Raw genomic sequence first — 22,808 nt, 5'->3', positions numbered from 1 at the left:
TCGCGATGCAGATGCAAGCCATCGAGGTCACCGAGTACGGCGACACCGAGACGATGCGGGTGGTCGAGGAGGACGTTCCCGAACCAGGTCCCGGGCAGGTCCGCATCGAGGTCGCGGCGGCGGGCATCAACTTCGCCGACATCATGCAACGACGCGGGCACTACCCGGGCGGCCCCGACGCCCCCTTCGTGCCCGGCTTCGAGGCCGCGGGGACCATCGACGCGGTCGGCGAGGACGTGGCCTACGAGGGCGGCGAGCGCGTCGTCGGCCTCGTCGGACAGGGTGGCTACGCGGAGTACGTCCTGGCGGACGCCGAGAGCCTGTTCCCCATCCCGGAGGGGATGTCATTCGCGGAGGCCGCCGGCTTCCCCGTCCAGTTCCTGACCGCCCACAACTGCCTGTTCGGCTGGGGCGGCCTCGAGGAGGGCGAGTCCGTCCTCATCCAGGCTGCCGCCGGTGGCGTCGGCACGGCCGCGGTCCAGCTCGCCGACCGCGCCGGGGCAGAGGTCTTCGGCACGGCGAGCACGCAGGAGAAGCTCGACCTCGCGGCCGACCTCGGCTGTGACCACCCCATCAACTACACCGAGGAAGAATTCCGGGAGGTCGTGCTGGACGAGACCGACGGCGTGGGCGTCGACCTCGCCCTCGACGGCGTCGGCGACGAGGTGTTCGCCGAGTCGGTCCGCGCGACCAAGGACTTCGGCCGTATCGTGCCCTACGGCGCCGCCAGCGGCGTCCCCGGCACCGTCGACACCAGCGAGATGTTCTTCCGGAACCAGTCGATCATCGGCTACCACCTCGGGAAGGCGATGCAGCGCAAGCCCGAGCGCGTCCTCGAAGCCGTCCCGGAGCTCACGCAGGGGCTCGAGTCCGGCGAACTCGAGGTCGTCGTCGGCGAGACGTTCGCCCTCGAGGACGCCGCCGAGGCCCACCAGTACATCGAGGACCGCAAGTCCTCGGGCAAGGTCGTCCTCGAACCCTGAGCCAGGTCGACCGCCAGCCGATTCTCTCCCCAGAACGCGGGCTTAGGGGAGTTCTAAGCCGTCACGACGCCCGTCGAGCACGTCGAACGTCACCCCGCGGCGCTGTTCCAGCCAGTAGAGCAACCGCGCCGCCCACTCCAGTTTCTGCCGTTTCAGCTCGCCCACCGACGGGTCGTCGAAGTCCCAGCCCGGGAAGACCAGTTCGCCGGCCCCGACGTGGTCCGCGAGGAAGGCCGCCCGGTCCCCGTCGGTGAACCCGCCGTAGTTCCGCACGTGAGCGACGGGTGCGGCCTGCGTCGTGGGCAGGACGTGCTCCTGTGTGAGCGTCGGCACCAGCTCCCGGACTGCGTCCACGTTGTCCCCGTGCGCGTGGACGACGGTCGGAATCCCCTCGGCGCTCAATACCCCAGCGAGTTCGGGCTCGGCGTCGAGGTCGGTCACGTACACGTCGATATCGAGGCCGTGGTCCCGACAGACCGCGGCCGCCGAGGAGACGGCGACGATGCGGTCCGCGTCGAGGCTCGCGAGGTCGTCCGCCAGCGACGGGGCCGCCCCGCAGATGGCCACGCGTTCGCGGGCCAGCGACGAGAGTCGTGACTCGTCGAACGAGGTCGTCAGTTCGCGCAGAACGTCTCGGGCGCGCTCGTCGCCTTCGCGGTCGAAGCCGAAGTCTCGGAGGATGCGCTCGTAGACGGATTCGAACTCGCTGAAGTCCATACCAGTGGCTATCGGGTTGTGTCCAAGATAACCGTTGGTGTGGGCCGGAATTGCCTCTTACAAGGTACCCCTACCCGAGAGGCCCTTCCGGCTTCCACCCGTTCGTTCATACTGCCGTGGTATAAGTTTTCTCTCTTTCCTCCGTCGTTATCGGGTCGAAACCAGGGTGATACCCGGGTTCGTCTCTACCTTTCGACCATTCTTGCGCTCGAAGATTCGCTGGATAACACGGCCTTATACACCTCGAAACAACGTTTTCACCGCCTGAGAATCGCCGGACGACGACGCGATGACGGGATTACGGGCTGTCGGCCGTCCAACGGGTGGCAGCCGGCGTCGCTCAGCCGACGAGCGATTCTACCTCGTCGGTGACAGCCGACAGCTCGCCGTCCTCAGGGGCTGTCGCGGCCAGTCTCCGCAAGCAACGGTAACTGCCGACGAGCAGGCCACCCCGGCCGTCGCCCGCGCCGGTCGCGAAGACCGCGCCCGCGTCAGACGCGGCCGCAGCCAGCGATTCCGCCTGGGCCGTGGTGAGCCCGGACACCTCGAGCACGGCCCGGGTCGCGTCCGCCGCCACGTCGTCGGTGTCGAGACGCTCGACGTGGCGGGCCACGTCATCCTCGGTCTGGACGTCGAGTTCCTCGACGGTCACGTCCCCGGAGCCGCCGCGGAGCCGGTCGGGCGTGAAGGCGTCGCCGACGGCGCAGGCGTCGACCGTCTCGCGCACGTCGTGGGTCCGGACGACGTGTGCGCCGCGCTCGATGGCCATCGAGGTCGCGGCCAGCGAGACCGCGAGCGCCTGCTCGGTGTCGCGGCCGGTCAGCTCGCGCAGGAAGTTCTTCCGGTTGATGGAGACGAGGATGGGCTGGCCCAGCCCGCGGAACTCTCGGAGCCGTCGAAGGGTCTCGCGGTCCTGCTCGGTCGTCTGGGCCTCCGACCAGCCGCCGAAGGCCGGGTCGACGATGGTCTTGTCCGTCAGACCGTGCTGCTTCAGCGCCTCGTACACCTGGTCGACGTAGTCCGCGGACTCGGCCCACTCGGCGCCCTTGCGCTCGGCCCACGGCGTCTCCTCGACCGCCCCCGGTCGTGTCAGGTCCGGTGGGCTCGCCATCTTCCCCACTGCCACGTCGTACTCCTCACAGACGCGGGGCATCTCGGGGTCGGCGAAGCCGGCGATGTCGTTCACCATGTCGAAGCCGCCCTCGATGGCGGCCTCGGCGACCTCGTGGTAGCGCGTCTCGATGGACCAGACCGCGTCGCCCGACGTTGACTCGATGGTCTCGAGGGCGACGTCCAGCCGGTCGAGTTCCTGCTCGGCGGAGAGCACGTCGAACTTCTTGTTCGCGGACTCGAGACCCACGTCCACGATGTCCGCGCCCTCGCCGATGAGTTCCTCGTCCACGTACGCGGCCGCGTCGCCCGCATCGTCGAAGACGCTCGGCTTGTACGGTGATTCCGAACTCACGTTCAGCACCCCCATGACCCGGGTCGGGTAGCCGTCCCCGATACCGAGCCCGGCGGCGTCTACGTCTCTCATTACCAGAGATGGGGGGCTGAATCGTGAAAAACGGCCTGTTCCCCGCGCTGGCTGCCGGGAGTTCTGGTGGTGTTCGGTGGTCTGGTCGGCTGGGGGAGGTCGTCGTGCCGTCGGAATCCGTGGCAGCGTCCAGACCGACATCAGAACGTCCTGCCCCGACCCACCACACCGGAAGACGCGTCGTTTTTACCCACAGACCCGATACCACCGGGTATGAGCAAGATAAGCATCGGTCTCCGGGGGTGGCGCTTCGACGAGGACGAGGTGTTCACCGCGGAGGGCGAGGTCCGGCCCTTCGACGAGATGGACGAGGACACGAAGCGACGCCTCGTGCGCCTCGGCGTCATCTACAACGGGCCGTGTGACGCCTGCTGGCTGATCCACGGCGACGAGCACGTCGACGAGTGCAACATCGCGACCGTGGTCTACGGGGAGCCCCTGGCCGAGGTCGTCCTCTGTGACGAGCACGAGCCGGACTTCCTCTACTGGTTCCGCGAGGAGGGCGGCGTCGAGTACGCCGAGACCGACCGCTTCGAGGACGAGTTCCACGAGTGGTTCGCAGACGGCGGCCGGGCCCCCGAGGACTACGGCGGCATCGAGCACGTCGAGACGGACCCGATGGCCCTCCCGAAGCCGGACCTGCCGGACCCGTCGGACCTCGACGAGTACGACCACGCGGGCGTCGACGACGACGAGCCGAAAGAGCGCATCGACATCCGCAACATGGACATCTCGAAGGAGTACCCGACGGGCGATAAGTGATGAGCACGCCAGCAGTCGCCGTCGTCGACAGCAAGACGCCGGGCAACGTCGGCACCATCGCCCGGGCGATGAAGAACTTCGGGCTCTCCGAGTTGCTGCTCGTCGACCCGCCGGCGGGCGTCATGGAGGAACACGGCGAGGCCTGGGGCTTCGCCGGGCGCGCCCGCGAGGACGTCCTCGCGAACGCGCAGGTCGTCGACTTCGACGACATCGTCGAGAACTACTACACGGTGGGGCTGACCGCCACGACCAACGAGGACTGCCGCAAGCACGTCCGGTTCCCCTTCTTCACGCCGGACGAACTCGCGGAGGACCTCGCCGGCCTGGAGGCCGACAGCTGTCTCGTCTTCGGGCGCGAGGCCGACGGCCTGACCAACGAGGAGCTCTCGAAGCTCGACGCCGTCTGCTCGATCCCGGCCAGCGACGACTACCCGGTCCTCAACCTCGGGCAGGCCGCGACCATCACGCTCTACGAGCTGCGCGGGCTGACCGTCGAGGAGACCCAGCTGCCGGACCGCGAGCACGAGCGCGCCGAGGAGGCGATGCTCGACCGACTGTACGACCAGTTCGACGACCTGCTCGACAGCATCGACCACCCCGAGGAGAAGCGCGCGAAGACCCTCCGGATGGCCCGGCGCGTCTTCGGCCGGGCGCACCCGACCCAGCGCGAGGCGCGCTCCCTGCTCGGCATCTTCCGGCGCGCGACGAACCACCCCGAACTCGCCGGCGTCCCGCGTGACCCCGCAGACCGCGAAGACGGGAGCGAAACGGCAGACGATGCCGCGAGCGAGACCGCGACCGACCGGCCGGCACAGGACGACTGACCACGCCGGCCCTGAAGAATTTACAGAAAGGATTTATTTCCTCCCGGACTATTATTGCGGGAGTCCCCGCATGCGACAGCCCCGCCCACCCGGAGATTGCGCTCTCCGGACCGAAACTATGATACAACGACGGTACAGTATCGGTATATAGACATATGGAGCAGCTACTGCCCTCCCTCACCCACGGCACCCTGTTCAGCCTCCTCGTAGCGGTGCCCACGCTGCTCGTCTTCGCCCTCGGGTTCCGCCTGTTCGTCCCTGGCGTCAGCCTCCGGTCGTTCGCCGGCGGCCTGGTCCGGACGGACTGGAAGTACCTCGGCGTCGCCTGGACCGTCACCTTCGGCGTGAACACGCTCGCGCACAACTTCTACGCCGGCCGGACCTACACCTCGGTCATCTACGGCCTCGAGGGGACGACCGTCATGCTGTTCCAGGCGGTGACGTGGGTGCCCCTGACGTACGCGATGACGTTCGTCTACCTCATCGGCTTCCCGTTCGTGACGCTGTTCACCTACTGGAAACTGAAGGCCCACGACCCCGAGCAGGCCAGACGCTACTGCGCGGGCTACGCCCTGCTCGTGCTGATGGCGCTGCCGTACTTCCTGGCGTTCCCGGTCGCGGTCACCTCGGAGTACCTCGGCCACACGGCCTCCGGCGGCACCGGCATGGAGGCCCTGATGTACGACCTCCACCCCATCATCACCGAGGGCATCACCTCGACCGACACGCTCGTGAAGGCGTTCCCGAGCCTGCACACCGGCATCTCCGCGCTCGCCGCGGTCTACGCCCGGTACAGCACGAAGCACTACGCCAGACTTGCGACCGGCCTCACCGTCGCCATCGTGTTCTCGACGTTCTACCTCGGCGTCCACTGGCTGACGGACGCCGCGTTCGCGCTGGTGCTCGTGGGACTCTCGTTCTACATCTCACAGCGCATCGCGGACCCGGCGACCTACGAGGAACGGCTCAAGAAGGCGCTGCGCGACCAGAGCAGTTCCGACGGCGGCTACGGACGCAGCGCGGACTGACCGATTACGCCGGTTTCAACACCTCGAATCAGGAAGCAGTGTGTGTAACCACGACATCGACAGCGGTGGTCCCATCGGGTCGAATCGTCACTTCGAGTGCCTCCTCGTGACGGTCGTCGTCGCCACCCTCGCCTCGCCAGATGTCCACGGTGTGGCGTCCAATCTGGGTGCCATCCACGGCGACGACCACCTCGGTTTGACCACTGACGAAGAACCGTGATCTCCGAACCGTCTCGCTCGGCTCGATGGTCTGTTGAAACCGTCTGTTCGCTGCAGGCTTTCCCTCGTGGACGAGATGGTCGTTCGTGGCGGTGATCGACACGGTATGCGGACGGTCGTTCTGGTTCGCGACGACGAGTTCACCGGACGGTTGTTCGACGAACAGGGTCTGCAGACAGCCAGTAAGTGACGCGAGGGTGACTGCTCCAATCGTCCCGAAAAGCCGACGCTTGGAGCCATCGATCGTCATTCACCTATCCTGTATGTCGGCTATCGAGAAGAGTATTGTGTGGACGAAAGAGTCGAGAGCCAGACTCCGACGGGCGGTTCGCAGAAAGGGGTCAGGCGCGCTTCTGGATCTCCTCGCGGAGCACGGCGCTCACGGTGTCGCCACCGGCCTTGCCGCGGAGCGCACCCATGCACTCGCCCATGAGCGCGGAGAACGCGCCCATACCCTCCTCTTCGACCTGTTCGGAATTGCGTTCGACGACCTCCGCGACGGCCTCGCGGACCTCGTCCTCGGAGACCCCACCGAGGTCCTCGGCCTCGACGGCCTCCTCAGCAGTGAGACTCGGATCCTCGGCGAGCGCGGTCAGCAGGTCGTTCATACCCTCGTTGGGCACCTCGCCGTCGTCGACGAGCGCCAGCGCGTCGCGCAGGTGCTCGTCGGTGAGGTTCGCGACGGGCACGTCGTCACGCCGCAACTCGGTCAGCGTGGACTCGAGGGTACCCGCGGCGAGGGTCGCGTCGATGCCGTCGGCGACGACCGACTCGAACAGGGGCATGCGCTGACCGTAGGCGACCTGCTCGGCCAGCCCCGCGTCGAGGCCGTACTCGTCCTGGTAGCGCTCGACTTTTTCAGTCAGGAGTTCGGGTGTGTCGACCTCGCTGGGGTCGAGGTCGACCGGCGGCACGTCCGTCTCGGGGTACATCCGGGCCGCGCCGGGGAGCGGGCGCAGGTACCGGGTCGTGCCGTCCTCGTTCGCGCCGCGGGTCTCCTCCGGGACGCCCTCCAGTGCGGTCTCGGCGCGCGTCGCGGCGGCCTCGATGGCCTTGTCGGCGACCTCGGCGCCCGCGGCGACGATGGCCACGGCGTCGTCCTCGCCGGCGTCGACGGCCTCGCGCAGGGCGGCGACCTCGTCCTCGGTGACGCCGTAGGCCGGGAGCTCGTCGGTGTGGAAGATGCCGCCGGCACCGTGGCGCTTGGCGTGGTCGGAGAACTCGGTCCCCAGACGACGGTCGGGCTGTATCTCGCGGCCGACCAGTCCGTCGAACCCGAACAGAGGAACTGCGGTGACCTTCCCGCCGGAATCGAGCGCGTCGCGGATGACGCCGGAGTCCGAATCCTCGAAGACGCTCGTGACGTCCTGCACCTCGCCGACGCTCGCGCCGCGCTCGGCGAGTTCGTCGCGGATTGCGAGAAGTTCGACCTGCCGGCCGGCCTCGTTCCGGACGATGTCGTCGATGTCGTCGAGGCTCTGGACGCCCTTGACCTCGACGCGGGCGCCCTCGGCGATGGAGATGTTCACGTCCTGGCGGATGGTGCCGAGGCCGCGCTTGACGTGGCCGGTCGAGCGGAGCAACATCCCGATGCGCTCTGCGGCCTCGCGGGCCTGCTCGGGCGAGGAGATGTCCGGTTTCGTGCCGATTTCGACCAGCGGGATGCCGAGGCGGTCGAGGCTGAACGTGACGCCGTCCTCGTGCTCCTCGACGCGCTGGCAGGACTCCTCCTCCAGCATCAGGTCGGCGACGCGGACCGGGCCGTCGTCGGTCGATATCTCGCCGTCGGTGGCGATCTGGGTCGAGCGCTGGAAGCCCGAGGTGTTCGAGCCGTCGACGACGATCTTGCGCATGACGTGGGCGGTGTCGACGGGCGTCATGTCCAGCAACTGTGCGATCTCCAGGGCGACCTCGCGCGCCTCGTCGTCCAGCCGGTGGGGCGGTTCGTCGTCCTCCTCGACGAGACAGGTCGAGTCGTAGGCGAGGTAGGTGAACTCGCGTTCGACCTGGCTCTCCTCCAGTGCGGCCTCGTCCAGTTCCCCGAGTTCGGACTTCGTCGGGTGCAGGTAGCGCGTGAACTCGCGTGCTGCCTCCTCGGGTTCCCGGAGGTCGGTCGGGCAGGCACAGAACAGCTTGCTCGCCGTGTCGAGCTGCTGGTGGATCTCCAGCCCGGCGACCAGTCCCAGCTCCTCGTAGTCGTGGTCGGTCATTGCGAGAGGGTCCGAGTCGGAGGGGTAAAAAACCGTCCAGTTGCGGCGACCCTGGCCAGGGGCCGTGTGCCAGCGGATCCGTCACCTGTCGCGGTGCTCGCCCGGCAGGACCGCGTGCCGGGGCTCTGGGGTGTGGTTGAACCGGAGAAGCGTCTGGTGTTCGTTACTGCGTCGCCGCGCGAATATTGTCGATCTGAAGAATGTCCTCGCCCAGTCCCTGTCCGTCGCATTCGTCGTTCGGGCATCGATAGTGCCAGCCATCCCGTGTCGCTACACGCTCGGAGAACCGGTCACCACATTGTTCGCAGAAGAGCTGTCCTTTCTCACATGTGTCGAGGTGCATCTCTAGAGCGAGCTCGGTGCTGAACGATTGGTTGCAGTTGCGACAGGTGTGCATGGTAGAAATATGGACTGCAACCACCATAACACCCGTGGATTGTTCGGGTTCGTGCCGTCTGTCGATAACGTTCGGTAACTTTCCGCAGTCTCCCGATTATTTCACTTCCACCCCGAGCATTACTCGGTAATAAACGTTGCCCTTGATATCCTCACACGTGGTGAGTGGTGTCAACAACCGGACTCCTGTCGGGGCGAGAAAACGTCGTGGTGCGCGGTCGGCCGGGCGGGGGCGGTCGGGGTGCTCAGTCGTCCTGGCCGAGGATGCCGCGGTGGGTCATCGCCTCGGGGTCGATGATCTCGTCGGCCTCCTCCTCGGTCAGGTAGCCCTTTTCGACGACGACCTGCCGGACGGTCTTGCCCTCCTTGAGCGCGGTCTTGGCGGCCTCGCTGGCCCTGTCGTACCCGATGTGCGGGTTGAGCGCGGTCGCGAGCGCCATCGACTGCTCGACCTGCTCCTCGCAGTGCGCCTCGTTGGCCTCGAGCTTCGCGACGAACTTCCGGGCGAACACCGTGCTCCCGTTCGCGATGAGCTCGGCGGACTGCAGGAAGTTGTACGCACACACCGGCTTGTACAGGTTGAGGTCGATCTGGCCCTCGGCGGCGCCGGCGGAGACGGCGGCGTCGTTGCCGACGACCTGCTTGTGGAGCTGGTTGACGGCCTCGGCGACGACCGGGTTGATCTTGCCGGGCATGATGGACGAGCCGGGCTGGTTCTCGGGCTGTTCGAGTTCACCGAGCCCGTTGCGCGGGCCCGACGCGAGCAGGCGAAGGTCGTTCGCGATCTTGTTCAGGCTGCCGGCGACGGTCCGCAGGGCGCCGTGGGCCTCGGACATCGCGTCGTGGGCGGCCTGGGCCTCGAAGTGGTCGTCGGCCTCGCGGAACTGGACGCCGGTCTCCTTCGTGATGTACTCGGCGGCGCGCTCGGGGAACTCCGGGTGGGTGTTCAGTCCCGTGCCGACCGCGGTGCCGCCGAGGGCGAGTTCGGCGAGGTGCTCGCGCGTGTTGTCGACGCGGACGAGCCCCTTCTCGACCTGGGTCCTGTAGCCGCCGAACTCCTGGCCGAGCCGGACCGGGGTGGCGTCCTGCAGGTGGGTGCGGCCGGTCTTGACGATGCCGTCGAACTCCTCTGTCTTCTGCTCGAGTTCCTCGCGGAGGGTGTCGAGCGCCGGGATGACGTCCTTCTCGACGGCCTCCAGCGCGGCGACGTGCATCGCGGTCGGGATGACGTCGTTCGAGGACTGCCCGAAGTTGACGTGGTCGTTCGGGTGGATCTCGCGGCTGCCGATCTCCCCGCCGTAGAGCTCGGTCGCGCGGTTCGCGATGACCTCGTTGGCGTTCATGTTCGAGGAGGTGCCCGAGCCGGTCTGGAACACGTCGACCGGGAACTGGTCGTCGTGCTCGCCGGCGATGACCTCGTCGGCGGCCTCGATGATGCATTCGGCCTTGTCCTCGGGGATCATCTCGAGGTCGCGGTTGGCCTGGGCCGCAGCCTTCTTCACCACGCCGAGTGCACGCACGAACCGACGCCCGAACGTGAGGCCGGAGATGGGGAAGTTCTCCACCGCGCGCTGGGTCTGTGCCCCCCAGTAGGCGTCGGCCGGTACCTGCATCTCGCCGAGGCTGTCCCGCTCGGTGCGGTAGTCGTCGGACATACCTGAACGGTCGACCGGCCGGTGCGTAAAACCCACCGAATCCGTTCGCTGGAGGGCGGTGCCAGCCCGGATACATATCACTGCCGAGAGGGGAGAAGGGTGGCCAGAATCCAACAACAGCCGTTGTACCTCTGCAGAATTCACTCAGAACTGAATTAATTTGAGAAAGTGTTAAGTGTGGGCATCCGCAATGCCTGCGTAGGTCTCACATAGTGGGACACGTGGTGGCATGACAGGAAACGATTCGACTCACGATGTTTCGCGGCGCAGTGTGCTGAAGACAGCCGGCGCAGCTGGCGCGGCCGGTCTGACAGGTCTCGCCGGATGTGTCGGTGGCCTGACCGGCGGCGGTGGCGGTCAGGAACCGATCGAACTCCTCCACGCGTGGAGCAGTGGTGACGGCTCCGACGCCATCGCGGCACTCCTCGACGGGTTCCAGGAGGAACACCCCGACGTGGAGTTCGCGGAAGAGCCGGTCAACGGGGCCGCCCGGAAGAACCTCGGGACGGTCATCCAGAACCGGATGAAGAACAACAACCCGCCGAGCACGTGGCAGGCGTGGCCCGGCAAGAACCTCACCAAGTTCGAGGGCGCCTACGGCGACCTCGAGGGTGACGTCTGGGACGACGACATGAAGAGCAACTACCTGCCGGGGCCGAAGAAGCAGGCCCAGGTCGGTGGCACGTTCGTCACCGTCCCGCTCAACATCCACCGCATCAACAACCTCTTCTACAACAAGTCGGTCGTCGAGGAGGCGGGCGTCGACCCGTCCAGCATCTCGACGCCGGACGACCTCACGGCCGCCTTCCAGAAGGTCGCCGACAACACGGACGCGACCCCGTTCGCCCAGCAGACCAGTTCCAACTGGTCGACCGTGCAGCTCTGGGCCACCGTGCTGCTCGGGCAGGCCGGCCAGTCCGGCTACAACGCCTTCGTCAACGGCAACGGGAAGGAAGCACAGATCAAGAAGGCGCTCCAGACGGTCAAGGACTACTCCGAGTTCTACCCCGACGACGCCGCCTCCATCACGTTCACCGAGGCGAACAACCGCGTCATGAGCGGGAAGGCCGCGTTCATCCACCAGGGCGACTGGGCGGCCGGCGCCTACAGCGGCAACGACGAGTTCAACTACGGCGAGGACTGGGGCCACGTCCCGTTCCCGGGCACCGACGGCTACTACGCCCTCAACATGGACTCGTTCCCGTTCCCGTCGAACAACCCGTCGCCCGAGGCGACGAAGACGTTCCTCAGCTACTGTGGCACGACGGACGCCCAGATCCGCTTCAACAAGAAGAAGGGCTCCATCCCGCCGCGTAAGGACGCCGACCCGTCCAAACTGAACAAGTTCCAGCAGGACCAGTTCGACGACTTCACCAGCTCGGACGCGCAGCCGCCGTCCATCCAGCACGGTCTCGCGCTCGCACCGGCCATCCGGACGAACGTCCTCGACGCGTTCAGTGGCTTCATCGAGTCCTACGACGTGGACAAGACGACGACGCAGCTGGTCGGGTCGTTCAGCTAACACGGCACCGCCGTACCACATTTTATGCGCAAGAAACTAACAGAACTCGTACAGGCGCTCGCAAACCGTCAGCGCGAGGTACGCACCGACGGTGGCACGGCGCAGGAGGAACGGTCGCTTCTGGACCGCGACAGCGTCCAGTCCGCGCCGTTCTGGCTGCCGCCGTTCCTGCTCGTCGGGCTGTTCGTCTACGGGGCCATCCTCTGGAACGTCGTCATCTCGCTGACGGACCTGGCGGGCTTCACGGCGTCGCCGGACTACACCAGCCTGGACCTCGAGAACTACGTCATCGCGTTCACCGGCGGGACGCCGTCGTGGTCGAACCTCTCGGTGGAACCCATCTGGAACTCGGCGACGAACACGTTGATACTGATGGTCGCGTTCACCGCGGTCTGCCTGGTCATCGGCCTGCTGATGGCCATCCTCGTCGACCAGGAGATCCGCTACGAGAACACCTTCCGGACCATCTACCTGCTCCCGATGAGCCTCTCGTTCGTCGTGACCGCGAAGTTCTGGCTGTTCATGTACAACCAGGAGTCCGGCCTCGTCAACGCCGTCATCACGACGCTCGGGTTCGACTCGGTCGGCATCGTGCAGAACCCACAGCTGAAGCTCGCGGCGGTCGTGTTCGCGCTCATCTGGCAGTTCAGCGGCTACGCGATGGTCGTCTACCTTGCCGGCCTGCGCGCCATCCCGAACGAGCACTTCGAGGCCGCCCGCGTCGACGGCGCGAGTTCGGTCCGCATGTACTGGCGGGTCATCATCCCGCAGCTGCGGACCGCGACCATCAGCGCGTCGGTCGTGCTGGTCGTGTTCGCGCTGAAGGCGTTCGACTTCCTCTACGCGATGTACGGTGGCTACCAGCCCGGTCCGTCCGCCGACATCCTCGCGACGCGGATGGTCCGTGAGGCGTACAGCAACGGGAACTGGGCGTACGGCTCGGCCATCGCCGTCATCCTGTTCCTGATGGCACTCGCCATCGTCGCACCGTACCTCTACACGCAGTACCAGCGGGGGCAACTATGAGTCAGGCGACCGCGACCGAGACCCAGACCGAACAGCAGACCGGCTTCCCGTTCCGGCGCGTGGGACTCTACCTCACGCTCCTCGGCATGGCGGTGTTCTACCTCATCCCCATCGAGACGGGGCTGATGACCTCCATCAAGACGCTTTCGTACTACGGGACCGGCGTCCCGTTCCTCCCGCCCACCCCGGACGGGCTCAGTTTCGCGATGTGGGTCGAGGCGTTCGAACAGCTCTCGAGCGGGCTGTTCAACAGCCTCCTGCTGACCATCCCGGCGACCATCCTGTCGGCCGCGTTCGGGAGCATGGCCGCCTACGGCCTGACCAGCGTCGACTGGAAGTACCAGGTCGGCATCTACACCCTGTTCGTCGCGGGCATCTTCATCCCGTACCAGGCCGTGCTGGTGCCGCTCTCGCAGTTCTGGTACAACATCGTCCCGCTGCGGACGATGTTCGAGCCGTGGGCCTACCTGCTGCCCGTCATCGAGACGTACCACTGGAAGATCCTCGCGCTCATCATCACGCACACGGCGTACGGTATCCCCATCTGTACGTTGCTGTTCCGGTCGTACTACAAGGACCTCTCCGGGGAGATGGTCGAGGCGGCACGGCTCGACGGTGCCTCGGTGTACAAGATCTACCGGCGCATCATCCTGCCGCTCTCGATCCCGATGTTCGCGGTGACGTTCATCTACCAGTTCACCCAGATCTGGAACGACCTGCTGTTCGCGCTCATCATCGTCCAGTCCGGCGACGCGTCGGTCGTGACGATGTCGCTGTCGGGGCTCGGCGTCTCCCAGTCGGGGACGAACTTCCCGCTCCAGATGGCCGGCGCGTTCGTCACCGCCCTGCCGACGCTGCTGGTGTACATCTTCTTCGGAGAACAGTTCGCGAAAGGAGTAACCGCCTAAGATGATTCACAACGAGACAACGGAGGAAGACACATGGCTGAACTGACCCTCGACGGCATCACCAAGGTGTTCGTCGAAGACGACGGAAACGAGATCGTGGCCGTCGACGACGTGAACGTCGACATCGAGGACGGCGAGTTCCTCGTGCTGGTCGGCCCCTCGGGGTGTGGGAAGTCCACCACCCTGCGGATGATCGCGGGGCTGGAGACCGTCACCGATGGCGAACTCCGCCTCGGGGGCGGCCTCATCAACCACAAACAGCCCGCCGACCGCGACATCGCGATGGTGTTCCAGTCCTACGCGCTGTACCCGCACATGACCGTCGCCGAGAACATGAGCTTCGGGCTGGAGGAGTCGACGGACATGCCGGACGACGAGATACAGGAGAAGGTCACCGCCGCCGCGGAGATGATGGGCATCGGCGACCTGCTCGACCGCAAGCCCCGGGAACTCTCCGGTGGCCAGCAACAGCGCGTCGCCCTGGGTCGCGCCATCGTCCGCGACCCCGAGGTGTTCCTGATGGACGAGCCGCTGTCGAACCTCGACGCCAAGCTCCGCGCGAAGATGCGCACCGAACTCCAGCGCATCCAGGAGGACCTCGGCGTCTCCACCGTCTACGTCACGCACGACCAGACGGAGGCGATGACGATGGGCGACCGCATCGCCATCCTCGACGACGGCGTCCTCCAGCAGGTCGGCACGCCACTGGAGTGCTACCACGAACCGAACAACGAGTTCGTCGCGGACTTCATCGGCGAGCCCTCGATGAACTTCTTCGACGTGGAGGTCCAGGGCGACCGCCTGCGCGCCGAGAAGTTCTCCTACCCCGTCTCCCAGGAGACGCTCGATGCCGTCGGCGACGCGACGAACCTCACCATGGGCATCCGGCCCGAGGACATCGAGATCCGTTCCGACGCCGCGGGCGACCACGACTTCGAGACCGTCGTGGACGTGGTCGAGCCGACCGGCGACGAGAACAACCTCTACCTGACCTTCGACCCGGAGGAGGCCGACCCGGAGACGTTCATCGTCACCATCGGTGGGATGCAACGCGTCGAGGCCGGCCAGCCGGTCGTCGCGCACGTCCCCGAGGACGCCGTCCACCTGTTCGACGCGAACACCGGGAAGGCGCTGAAGAACCGGTCGCTGGAGAACGTCGAGGCGCTCGGCCAGCCGGTCTGACCGTCGGGGCTTCTCTTCTGTCGGTATCGTCCCTCGGCGAGGCGCTGGCGGACCGACCGGTGACTCACAGCCCCAGCCCGGTACTGTACTCCAGCGTTCCGAATCCGGTTCCCAGTGACTCTGCGTCGATCGACGTGCCGCCGACGTGTCCGGCGAGCCCGGTCATCCGGAACATGAACTCGTTGTAACTCCAGTGAGACGTGAGCCGCCCACCGAGCCTCGGGCGGTCGAGCCAGTTTCGCGCGTGGCCATAGGTCCGGGCGACGAACCGCACGTAATCGCCCGCCTCGTTCTCGACGCGAACGTCGAAGTCGGGGTGCTCGCCGGTGCCCAGCAGTGGTTCGACGGTGATCCTGTCGAACTCGACGTGCCCCGCTTTCGAGCCCCAGTTCCAGAACCCGTTCTGTCGAAGGGGTATCGTCAGGCGTTCGAGTCTGTCCGAGGAGAAGAACTGGTAGCCCTTTCGGAACAGGTGTGGCCCGATGAACGGAACCAGTACCGAGAACGAGGTCCCGTCCGGGAATATCGCCCAGACCCACTTCCAGGGCATCAGCGGCATGTCGAAACACACGCGCTGGAAGTAACACGAGCCGGAGAGCGTCTCGGGGCCGTCGGGCAGGTCGAACTCGCCCTCGAACTGCATCTGGCGCCAGGCCACGACCTCGGCGCCACCCAGCGGGGTGTCGATGTCCAGCGAGTGGTGTGGTGCGGTCATCTTCGAGTCGAGGTCGCCCCACGCCTCGAACTCCGCCTCCGCGTCGTCACCGATGACGTGGGCTCGCAGACCGAGCGGACGGTCCGAGAGCGCTGTTATCTCGCTGCCGCGTCTGGTACCGTCCTCGCGGTCTGCCCAGGCCTCGAGACGCTGGTCCTCGCGAGAGAGCACCGCCTCGGCTGGTTGCCTGACGACGTGGTCGTGGACCACGTCCTCGTCGCCGGCCCAGCCGACCGTCGTCGCGTCGAATCTGTCCACACCGTCTTCGACGGGGCGGTCAGCGTCCATCCCCCGGGGCGGGAGGTCGTTCACCCGGGACTGGTCACCCACACAGGCAGCTACCGAGAACATCAGTTGACGCGGACCGTAGCCCTCCTCGCCCTCCGGGAACAGGAGAAAGAACCACCAGGACGATGACGTCGCGTTCTGTCGCTCGGGGTTCTGCCACCATATCTTCTCGAAGACACGCCGGTGCTCGGCGAGGGTCCTGTCCGCGAAGGTGTCGGTCATTGGTCTACCTCCCGCTGGGCCACTCAAATAAGCCGTGCATCGGTCGCTGGTCGTCAATGGAGTGCGCAACAGACAGGGAGATGTCGGCCGCTGCTGGGTACGATGCTCCCTCGCCCCCGGTGACTGAACGCCTCTCCGACCGGGCGTCCCTCACGCCCCGTGCAGGCTCGCCTGCAACCGCTCCCTGAGGCTCGACTGCAACTCGTCCACGGTCGACTCGTCGAGGTCGAACGCGGTCGGACTGCCGCCGAGCAGGGTCGCGGAACTCGCCGTGTCGGCGACCAGGGTCGCGAGGTCGAGGCGGCGCTGGAAGACCGTCGCCTCGCTGACGACCGTCTGGATGCGGTAGTAGGGCACGACGCGGGTCGTCCGGTTCCAGAAGCCGTCGCGGATGAGCAGGTGGTCCTCGCCGACGGCGAAGCCGCGGTTCGCCCACTTCAGGTGGGCAGCGAAGGGGACCGCGACGAACGCCGCGGCAGGCAGGTACCACGGGATGGGCGTGACCATCGCCGAGACGGCGTAGGCGACCGCGAGCAGCAGGACGATGGGGATGCTGTACCGGACCGCGTAGCGTCGGCGGGCACGTTTCGGCGGGCGCGTGAACTCGAGGTCGGGGAAGTCCTCCAGTTCCCGGGCGAGTTCGAGCGTCCGGTCCAGTTTCGCGATGGGGACCGCGGCCTGGCTGCCCTGGCTGGCGCGGCTCCCGGCGTAGCCCGCGGTCTCGACGGTGAGCCCGGCGAACCCGAGCGGGCGCATCAGGAACGTCTCGGTCAGGCTGATGGTCTGGACCTTCTCGCGGGGGATGGAGCCGCTGTAGCGCTGGAGCAGGCCGCGCTCGTAGACGAGGTCGTCGCCCTCGCGGCCGAGTTCGAAGTCGTAGAACTCCAGCGTGGAGAGGACGACGCTGGTGAGGATGGACGCGAGCAGGATGAGCGGCGGCCCGACGAGCCCGACGGCGAGCAGCTCCTGTCTGGTCATCACCCCGGGGTCGAGGGCGGCCGGCCCGCCCAGGGGGGCGGCCGCGTCGAGCAGGAGCCGGATGGCGAAGTCCTCCACGAACGGGATGGCGACCACGAGCAGGACCACGGAGCGGAACCGGAACCGGGTCACCGCGAGCGCGAGCAACTCGACGGGTCTGAGCTCGAAGAGCACCTCGCTGGTCGGGGCGTGGGTGGTGGTCGGCTTCCCGGCGGTGGCTTCGTCGACGTACTCGCCGGGATGCTGCTCGCCGCCGGCCGCCTGGCCGGGCGGTGCCCTCGCCGGGTCGGCGGGCTGGCCAGCAGTCGTGTCGGTGGACGCGTCAGCAGTCGCCCCGGTGGCCGAGTCAGAAGCCGCGTCGGTCGGCGCGGCCTCGCCCGTCTCCCGTGCCTCGGCCTCGCCGGTGACCTTCGCGCGGCGCTCGCGGATCTCCCGGCGCAACCGGCTCGCCTCCGCCTCGGCGACGACCGAGAGGGTCGCCTCGGTCCCGCCGCCACCGGCCGTCTCGATGCGGACGACGGCGACGCCGAACAGCCGGTGGAAGACGTTCTGGGAGACGTCGACGTTCTGGATGCGCCGGAGGGGAATCTCGCGTTCGGTCCGGCCGATGACGCCTTGGGCCACGTCGAAGGTGTCCTCGCTGAGGGCGTAGTCGTAGCGCAGGTACGTCATCACGCCGTAGGTGACGCCGACGACGAGGCCGACCGGGGCCACGAGGAACAGCCAGTCGATGGAGCCGATACCGGCCGCACTCAGCATCGCCACGAGGAAGAACGGGATGGACAGCCCGTTGACGCCGTAGCGGAGCGCCCGGCTGACCGCGGAGATGGGATGGAGTCGCATCGCTACACCGCGTCCTCCGGTTCGGACTCGACCGCGAGGTCCCGGAGTTCGTTACGCAGGCGGCGGGCACGCTCGGGGGTCAGCCCCGGTACCGACACGTCGGCGCCCCGCGAACCCGCGGTGTAGACCACCACCCGGGAGAGGCCGAGCGCGCGGTCGATGGGGTTGCGCTGGGTGTCGACGTGCTGGACGCGGACGTAGGGGACCGCCGTCTCGACCCGGGTGACGACGCCGCGTTCGAGGTAGAGGGAGTCCGGTTCGAGGTCGAACCGCCAGTCACGGTAGAGCAGTATCGCGTGTCCGACGCCGATGGCGACGATGAGCACGGCCAGGGCGGCCGGGACCGCCGGCCCGAGCCCCAGCTGGGCGACCCGGTCGATGCCGAAGACGACCCCGCCGAGGACGACCGCCGTGACGACCGTCTGGAGCGCCCACTCGACGCGAACGCGACCGTGAAGGGTTTCCATACTGACACGGTGGCTCGCTGGCGTAAAAAAGCCGTGCTCGCCGGACGGCTGTGGGGCGCCGGCGGCTACAGGTCGGCGTACTCCGCGGGCGTGTAGGTCTTCAGCTCCAGCGCGTGGATGTCCGTCGTCATGTGCTCGCCGAGCGCGTCGTAGACGAGCTGGTGTTGCTGGACCAGCGGCTTGCCCTCGAAGGCGGGCGAGACGACGATGGCGCGCAGGTGGTCGTCGTCGTGTTCGCCACGGGCGCGCTCGACGGTCGCCTCGGCGTCGTCGAGGTTCGCTTCGATCATGTCGGCGACTTCCTCGGGTGTCATCTGGGCTCGTCGTCGCCTACGTCGGTCCAGCGTTTAGGGATTGCGTCCGGGGCAGCCGGTCCCGGGGTCCTCGCCGGCTCAGTCCCGGTCCTTCGTCGAGACGGTCACGGCGACGGTGTCGGTCGCGCCGTCGTCGTCGGTGACCCGGACCTTGACCTCGGCGGTGCCACACTCGTTGAACGTGAGTTCGGCCGTGGCGTCGCCCTCCCGGAACGACTCGCCGTCGAGCGACCACTCGTAGGTGGCGACCTCACCGTCGGGGTCGCTGGACCGCGAGGCGTCGAAGGTGACGGTGTCACCGCGCTCGAAGTCGACGCTCTCGGCGTCGGCGGGCATGGTCTCGAGGACCGCCACGGGTGGTTCGTTCTCCGGTTCGGGCTCCTCCCCGTCCTCCCCTTCCCCGTCCGCGATGACCAGTCCCGAGAGGAGGACCCGGACGAGCGCGGTCTGCCAGGCCACCTGCGTCTCGAGTGCGAGGTCCTCGTCCGTGACCTCGACCAGCAGGCTGTCGCTGTCGAGGGCCGTCGCCGCCTTCGTGGCGAGCAGTCCCGACGGCTCCATCTCGAAGTCGAACATCGCCGTCAGGAAGTCGTACCGCGGCCGGGAGTCGGGCACGACGTTCTCGTTCACCTGTGCCGCCATCTCCGTGGCGTACCCGCCGGCGTTGCCGCCACTGTGGAAGATGGCCTGCCCGACGTCCTTCTCGGGGCCCTCCTGCCCGGGCGTGTAGATGCTGTCGGCCTGGTGCAGGTCGACCAGCACGTCGGGGTCGTACTCCGTGATGACCGACCAGATGGCCCGCGCGAGCTCGCTGGTCGGTTCCTCGCCGGCCGGGAACTGCCGGTTGAGGTCGCCGATGCCGCCTGTCCGGGTCCCGGACTCGACGGCCGGCTGGTTCGCCCGCGGGAGGACGACGAGCTGGCCGGCGTCGACCTCCCACTCGGTCACGGCGTCGGCCGTCCTGTACCCGGATTCCTCGTCGCCGTGGACGCCACCGACCACGAACACGGTCGGGCCGTCGGCCTCGGCCGTTCGGACGTACACGGTCGTCTGCAGGTCGGTCCCCTCGAGGATATCGAACTGCTGTCGGTTCGCTGTCTGTGCTGCCGCGTCGGCGACACCGCCACCGGCTGCGTCTCCGCCGGTGGTGCTACCGCCGTTCTCGGGTGCTGTCCCGCCACCCACCCCGGCGACGCCGGCAGTGGCCGCGACCAGTCCAGTCACCGTTCCAAGCACTCCGCGTCGAGTCGTGAACTTCGACATGCAGTGCTTCCCTGTCCATGCACCCCGTTTATTGCGAGCAGGGTAATCCCGTTCGGCAACGTTTCCAACGGTCGAAACGGTGTCTGACGCCGGCCTCACCACGGTTCTGGCGGCGCTGCCGTGGCTGGGACGTCGGCTGAAGGCGGTGAACGGAAAAGTGACGGCTCGACAGTTCAGGTCCAGTTGTCCAGTCCGGTCTGGGTCAGCCCCTCCTCCATGCGCTCGAAGCCGCGGCGGACCTCGTCGGGGTCGACCTCCCACTCCTCGACGACGTACTCGCGGGCCGCGTCCACGTCGGGCGAGATGCTGGTGTCGAACTCGTAGTCGTCGGTGACGTTCGGGTCGCGGAACAGGGCGCGGACGAGGTCGGCGTTCTCGACGTACACGTCCTCCTTCTCGAAGACGGTCCAGAGGTCGCCGTGCTCCCTGACCTTCTTCAGGGCGGTCTTGGGCCCGTAGCCGTGGACGCCCTCGTTGAAGTCGGTGCCACAGAGGATGGCGATGTCGATGAGCTGTTCGAGGGTCACGTCGAGGTCGTCGAGCGTCTGCTGGAGGTCCATGCGCTCGGGGTCGCCCTTGCTGGTCAACTGGCGGAGCGTGACGGGCGCGCCGAACAGCAGGGCGTCGTAGTCCTCGGTCCCGACGTAATCCGAATCGCCGCGCTTGGCGATGTGGGCGCACTGGGCCTCCCCCTCGGCAGGGGCCTCGACCACCGGCACGTCGAGCAGGCGCAGGAGTTCCCGGCTGGTCTCCTGGATAACAGGAGTAAGACGCTGGGTGGCGGAGTCGAGGCGGGCGACCTCGGCGGTGTCACCGCGCTCGCGGGCCTCTTCGAGGCGTTCTTCCATCTGCTTGCGCTGCTCGCGGCGGGACTCGATCTCGTCGGTCTTCAGCTCGGAGGGCCCGCCGTCGAACACCATCACGGGCGTCAGGTCGTGCTCGAAGAACTTCGGGAGCCCCTGGACGATGCCGATGAGGTTCGCCACCTCGTCGCCGCCCTCGGTGGTGTAGCGGTGGTCGCTGGTCCAGCGGACGGTCGTCGTCAGGTAGCGGTAGAGCCAGTTGTGGGCGTCGACCGCCACCACGCCGCCGCCGAGTTCGTCGAAGGGGACCTCCTCGATGTGCGCGAGGTCCCGAAGGTCTGCGTTTCCCATCTTGGGCTGGCTACGGGGCGCAGGGTTTCAATACTGGTGATTCCAGGTCCGGATTCGAGGGCTGTCCCGGGTCAGCGCGGCGGGGGCCCGCGCTCGCGCTTCTCGGCGACGAACTCGCGCTCGGCGGCGGAGAGGTCCTCGCGGTCGGTGAAGGCGCCCAGCCCCTCGCGGTACCGGGACGGTTCGTCCGCGTCCGCGGCGGGGTCGGGGTTCTCGAGGACCAGCTCCGCGAGCCCGGTCTGGCGGCCGGTGTAGCCGAAGCCAGCGCGGTAGAGCGCCTCGTAGGAGTAGGGGTTGTTGACCGCGATGCGGGCCCGGTCGTACCCGTCCTCGCGGGCCCGGTCGACCACGAACCCGACGAGGTCGGGGCCGATGCCCTCGCCGCGGTGGTCCTCGCGGACCGTGACGTACCGGAGCCAGAGGGTGCCGGCGTCGGTCCGGTCCTCGTTGAACGCGACGGCGGCCAGCACGTCCCGGTCGTACTCGCCGGCGTCGGGTCGGGAGTCGTCGATGGCGTGTGCTGGCCCCCGGACGACGGCCTTGCCCGTACTCGTCATGACGAACTTCCCGGCGTAGCTGAACCGCCGGTAGTCGAGCCGGAGCGTCGGCTCGTCGGCGGGCCAGCCGAGGAACTCGCACGAACGCCGGGCGTCGTCTGACACGGGTCGAGAGAGGGCGCGGGGACAGTAGGGGCTTTCGGGGTCGCACCGCCGGCGGTCGGGGGGCCTTCGCCGACGGTTCCCCGCCACTCCCCTGCCACGACGGAGAGCCCACGAGAATCGGTTTCACCCCGGTTACGTCGTTGCGTTTCGGTCGCTGCGACCTTATCCGCGCTCGTCTCGATTCTCTGGATAGTATGTCGGTCGGACACGCGTGGCGGGTCGACGGGTCGCCCCTCGCCCAGGCCGTCGCCGGGGTGGTCAGGCTGGTGCTCGCGGCATTACTGGTCGGGTTCGCGCTGACCTCCGACTCGCTCCACGACTACCCGCACTACGCCGCCCTCATCCTGTTCCACCCGTACATCGTCCGGCAGGCACTCGGCGTCGAGCTGGCTCCCTTCCACGTCGTCTGGGTCAGCATCGCGCTCTTCTTGCACCCACTCGGCGGCATCTTCGGCCTGTACGACACCGTCTGGTGGTGGGACCACCTCACGCACCTCGCGTCGGCGACGCTGGTCGCCGGCCCGACCTACCTGCTCGCGCGGGCCTACTACCTCAACGGCGAGACGCCCTTCGTCCCGGGGTGGACGGTCCCCGCGGCCGTCCTGACGACCACGCTCGCCCTCGGACTGGTCTGGGAGGGTATCGAACTCGTCCACCCGTGGCTCGTGGTCTACAGCGACGAGGACACCGCCTACGACGCCGTGTTCAACGTGCTCGGGGCGCTGGCGACGATCGCAGCCGCGCCACGACTGCTCGGCGGGCTGGTCGCCCAGACCCTCCCGGTCTGGCCGGCTGGTCGTGACGGGGGCGGCGACGACAGCAGCGACGGCGAGGACGGTGACCACCACCCCGAGTTCGAGACGGTGGGGGACTGATGCCGGGGTCGACGAGCCGGCCCAGAGTGCCGCGAGTGCAGTCACTAAGACTGTTCGT

Annotated in this window: 22 protein-coding genes; 9 read left to right on the top strand and 13 right to left on the bottom strand. The window is 67.4% G+C overall.

All coding sequences use genetic code 11. The annotated features are described in order from the left end of the window. Window positions 1-11: 11 nt before the first annotated feature. A complete protein-coding gene (locus tag NOV86_RS04735) occupies window positions 12-983 on the top strand; it encodes a quinone oxidoreductase family protein (protein ID WP_267641707.1) in 972 nt (323 codons plus the stop codon). A gap of 42 nt (window positions 984-1,025) precedes the next feature. Here the strand turns inward: NOV86_RS04735 and NOV86_RS04730 are convergent, their stop codons facing one another. Both NOV86_RS04730 and folP read right to left on the bottom strand, forming a co-directional pair. Then, window positions 1,026-1,700: a 6-hydroxymethylpterin diphosphokinase MptE-like protein gene (locus NOV86_RS04730; protein ID WP_267640104.1), complete on the bottom strand. Its 675-nt coding sequence runs from the start codon at window positions 1,698-1,700 to the stop codon at window positions 1,026-1,028. A 340-nt stretch (window positions 1,701-2,040) separates the two neighbouring features. Continuing rightward, the gene (gene folP, locus NOV86_RS04725) at window positions 2,041-3,237 is read right to left on the bottom strand and encodes a dihydropteroate synthase (protein WP_267640103.1); all 1,197 of its coding nucleotides are present in this window, start codon (window positions 3,235-3,237) and stop codon (window positions 2,041-2,043) included. Between the two features lie 213 nt (window positions 3,238-3,450). On the opposite strand from folP, the gene NOV86_RS04720 reads away from it, so the two are divergent. The 3 genes from NOV86_RS04720 to NOV86_RS04710 all read left to right on the top strand — a co-directional run bounded on the left by NOV86_RS04720 (window position 3,451) and on the right by NOV86_RS04710 (window position 5,851). After that, window positions 3,451-3,999: a DUF8114 family protein gene (locus NOV86_RS04720; protein ID WP_267640102.1), complete on the top strand. Its 549-nt coding sequence runs from the start codon at window positions 3,451-3,453 to the stop codon at window positions 3,997-3,999. Further along, a complete protein-coding gene (locus tag NOV86_RS04715) occupies window positions 3,999-4,823 on the top strand; it encodes an RNA methyltransferase (RefSeq protein ID WP_267640101.1) in 825 nt (274 codons plus the stop codon). Before NOV86_RS04720 ends, NOV86_RS04715 begins: the two co-directional genes overlap by 1 nt. Before the next feature lie 155 nt (window positions 4,824-4,978). Beyond that, window positions 4,979-5,851 (top strand): phosphatase PAP2 family protein, encoded by an 873-nt coding sequence (locus NOV86_RS04710; protein WP_267640100.1) that lies wholly within the window; start codon window positions 4,979-4,981, stop codon window positions 5,849-5,851. A gap of 28 nt (window positions 5,852-5,879) precedes the next feature. Here NOV86_RS04710 and NOV86_RS04705 read toward each other — a convergent pair whose 3' ends face one another. The 4 genes from NOV86_RS04705 to NOV86_RS04690 all read right to left on the bottom strand — a co-directional run bounded on the left by NOV86_RS04705 (window position 5,880) and on the right by NOV86_RS04690 (window position 10,331). Beyond that, complete coding sequence (locus NOV86_RS04705) at window positions 5,880-6,320, bottom strand: hypothetical protein (RefSeq protein WP_267640099.1); 441 nt, start codon at window positions 6,318-6,320, stop codon at window positions 5,880-5,882. 91 nt (window positions 6,321-6,411) lie between these two features. Beyond that, complete coding sequence (gene gatE, locus NOV86_RS04700) at window positions 6,412-8,280, bottom strand: Glu-tRNA(Gln) amidotransferase subunit GatE (RefSeq protein WP_267640098.1); 1,869 nt, start codon at window positions 8,278-8,280, stop codon at window positions 6,412-6,414. A 163-nt stretch (window positions 8,281-8,443) separates the two neighbouring features. Further along, window positions 8,444-8,677: an HVO_2901 family zinc finger protein gene (locus tag NOV86_RS04695; protein WP_267640097.1), complete on the bottom strand. Its 234-nt coding sequence runs from the start codon at window positions 8,675-8,677 to the stop codon at window positions 8,444-8,446. Window positions 8,678-8,921: 244 nt separating this feature from the next. After that, window positions 8,922-10,331 carry a class II fumarate hydratase gene (locus NOV86_RS04690; protein WP_267640096.1) on the bottom strand — a complete coding sequence of 470 codons (1,410 nt, stop codon included), beginning with the start codon at window positions 10,329-10,331 and terminating at the stop codon, window positions 8,922-8,924. A gap of 229 nt (window positions 10,332-10,560) precedes the next feature. Here NOV86_RS04690 and NOV86_RS04685 point away from each other — a divergent pair, with 229 nt between their 5' ends. Genes NOV86_RS04685 through NOV86_RS04670 form a run of 4 tightly spaced genes read left to right on the top strand, consistent with a single transcriptional unit; the run spans window position 10,561 to window position 14,969 of the window. Continuing rightward, complete coding sequence (locus NOV86_RS04685; protein ID WP_368408719.1) at window positions 10,561-11,853, top strand: ABC transporter substrate-binding protein; 1,293 nt, start codon at window positions 10,561-10,563, stop codon at window positions 11,851-11,853. Between the two features lie 24 nt (window positions 11,854-11,877). Next, window positions 11,878-12,879 (top strand): carbohydrate ABC transporter permease, encoded by a 1,002-nt coding sequence (locus tag NOV86_RS04680; RefSeq protein WP_267640094.1) that lies wholly within the window; start codon window positions 11,878-11,880, stop codon window positions 12,877-12,879. Next, complete coding sequence (locus tag NOV86_RS04675) at window positions 12,876-13,787, top strand: carbohydrate ABC transporter permease (protein WP_267640093.1); 912 nt, start codon at window positions 12,876-12,878, stop codon at window positions 13,785-13,787. Before NOV86_RS04680 ends, NOV86_RS04675 begins: the two co-directional genes overlap by 4 nt. 33 nt (window positions 13,788-13,820) lie before the next feature. Then, window positions 13,821-14,969 carry an ABC transporter ATP-binding protein gene (locus NOV86_RS04670; RefSeq protein WP_267640092.1) on the top strand — a complete coding sequence of 383 codons (1,149 nt, stop codon included), beginning with the start codon at window positions 13,821-13,823 and terminating at the stop codon, window positions 14,967-14,969. A gap of 64 nt (window positions 14,970-15,033) precedes the next feature. Here the strand turns inward: NOV86_RS04670 and NOV86_RS04665 are convergent, their stop codons facing one another. The 7 genes from NOV86_RS04665 to NOV86_RS04635 form a co-directional block, all read right to left on the bottom strand. Further along, the gene (locus NOV86_RS04665; RefSeq protein ID WP_267640091.1) at window positions 15,034-16,194 is read right to left on the bottom strand and encodes a hypothetical protein; all 1,161 of its coding nucleotides are present in this window, start codon (window positions 16,192-16,194) and stop codon (window positions 15,034-15,036) included. Between the two features lie 150 nt (window positions 16,195-16,344). Continuing rightward, window positions 16,345-18,015 (bottom strand): PH domain-containing protein, encoded by a 1,671-nt coding sequence (locus NOV86_RS04660; RefSeq protein WP_267640090.1) that lies wholly within the window; start codon window positions 18,013-18,015, stop codon window positions 16,345-16,347. Between the two features lie 2 nt (window positions 18,016-18,017). Next, window positions 18,018-18,482, bottom strand: a complete 465-nt coding sequence (locus tag NOV86_RS04655) for a PH domain-containing protein (protein ID WP_267640089.1) — start codon at window positions 18,480-18,482, stop codon at window positions 18,018-18,020. A gap of 65 nt (window positions 18,483-18,547) precedes the next feature. Beyond that, window positions 18,548-18,796 (bottom strand): BolA family protein, encoded by a 249-nt coding sequence (locus tag NOV86_RS04650; protein ID WP_267640088.1) that lies wholly within the window; start codon window positions 18,794-18,796, stop codon window positions 18,548-18,550. Between the two features lie 78 nt (window positions 18,797-18,874). After that, the gene (locus tag NOV86_RS04645; protein WP_267640087.1) at window positions 18,875-20,020 is read right to left on the bottom strand and encodes a PKD domain-containing protein; all 1,146 of its coding nucleotides are present in this window, start codon (window positions 20,018-20,020) and stop codon (window positions 18,875-18,877) included. A 212-nt stretch (window positions 20,021-20,232) separates the two neighbouring features. Then, on the bottom strand, window positions 20,233-21,213 hold the full coding sequence (gene fen, locus NOV86_RS04640; protein ID WP_267640086.1) for a flap endonuclease-1: 981 nt from the start codon (window positions 21,211-21,213) through the stop codon (window positions 20,233-20,235). A gap of 71 nt (window positions 21,214-21,284) precedes the next feature. Beyond that, window positions 21,285-21,875: a GNAT family N-acetyltransferase gene (locus NOV86_RS04635; RefSeq protein ID WP_267640085.1), complete on the bottom strand. Its 591-nt coding sequence runs from the start codon at window positions 21,873-21,875 to the stop codon at window positions 21,285-21,287. Window positions 21,876-22,069: 194 nt separating this feature from the next. On the opposite strand from NOV86_RS04635, the gene NOV86_RS04630 reads away from it, so the two are divergent. Next, window positions 22,070-22,750, top strand: a complete 681-nt coding sequence (locus NOV86_RS04630) for a DUF2238 domain-containing protein (protein ID WP_267640084.1) — start codon at window positions 22,070-22,072, stop codon at window positions 22,748-22,750. The last annotated feature ends 58 nt before the right edge of the window (window positions 22,751-22,808 follow it).

The organism is Haloarchaeobius amylolyticus (genome assembly GCF_026616195.1).
GTDB lineage: Archaea > Halobacteriota > Halobacteria > Halobacteriales > Natrialbaceae > Haloarchaeobius > Haloarchaeobius amylolyticus.
Note: the sequence above shows the minus strand (reverse complement) of the source record. Positions and strands in the feature narration are given on the sequence as shown.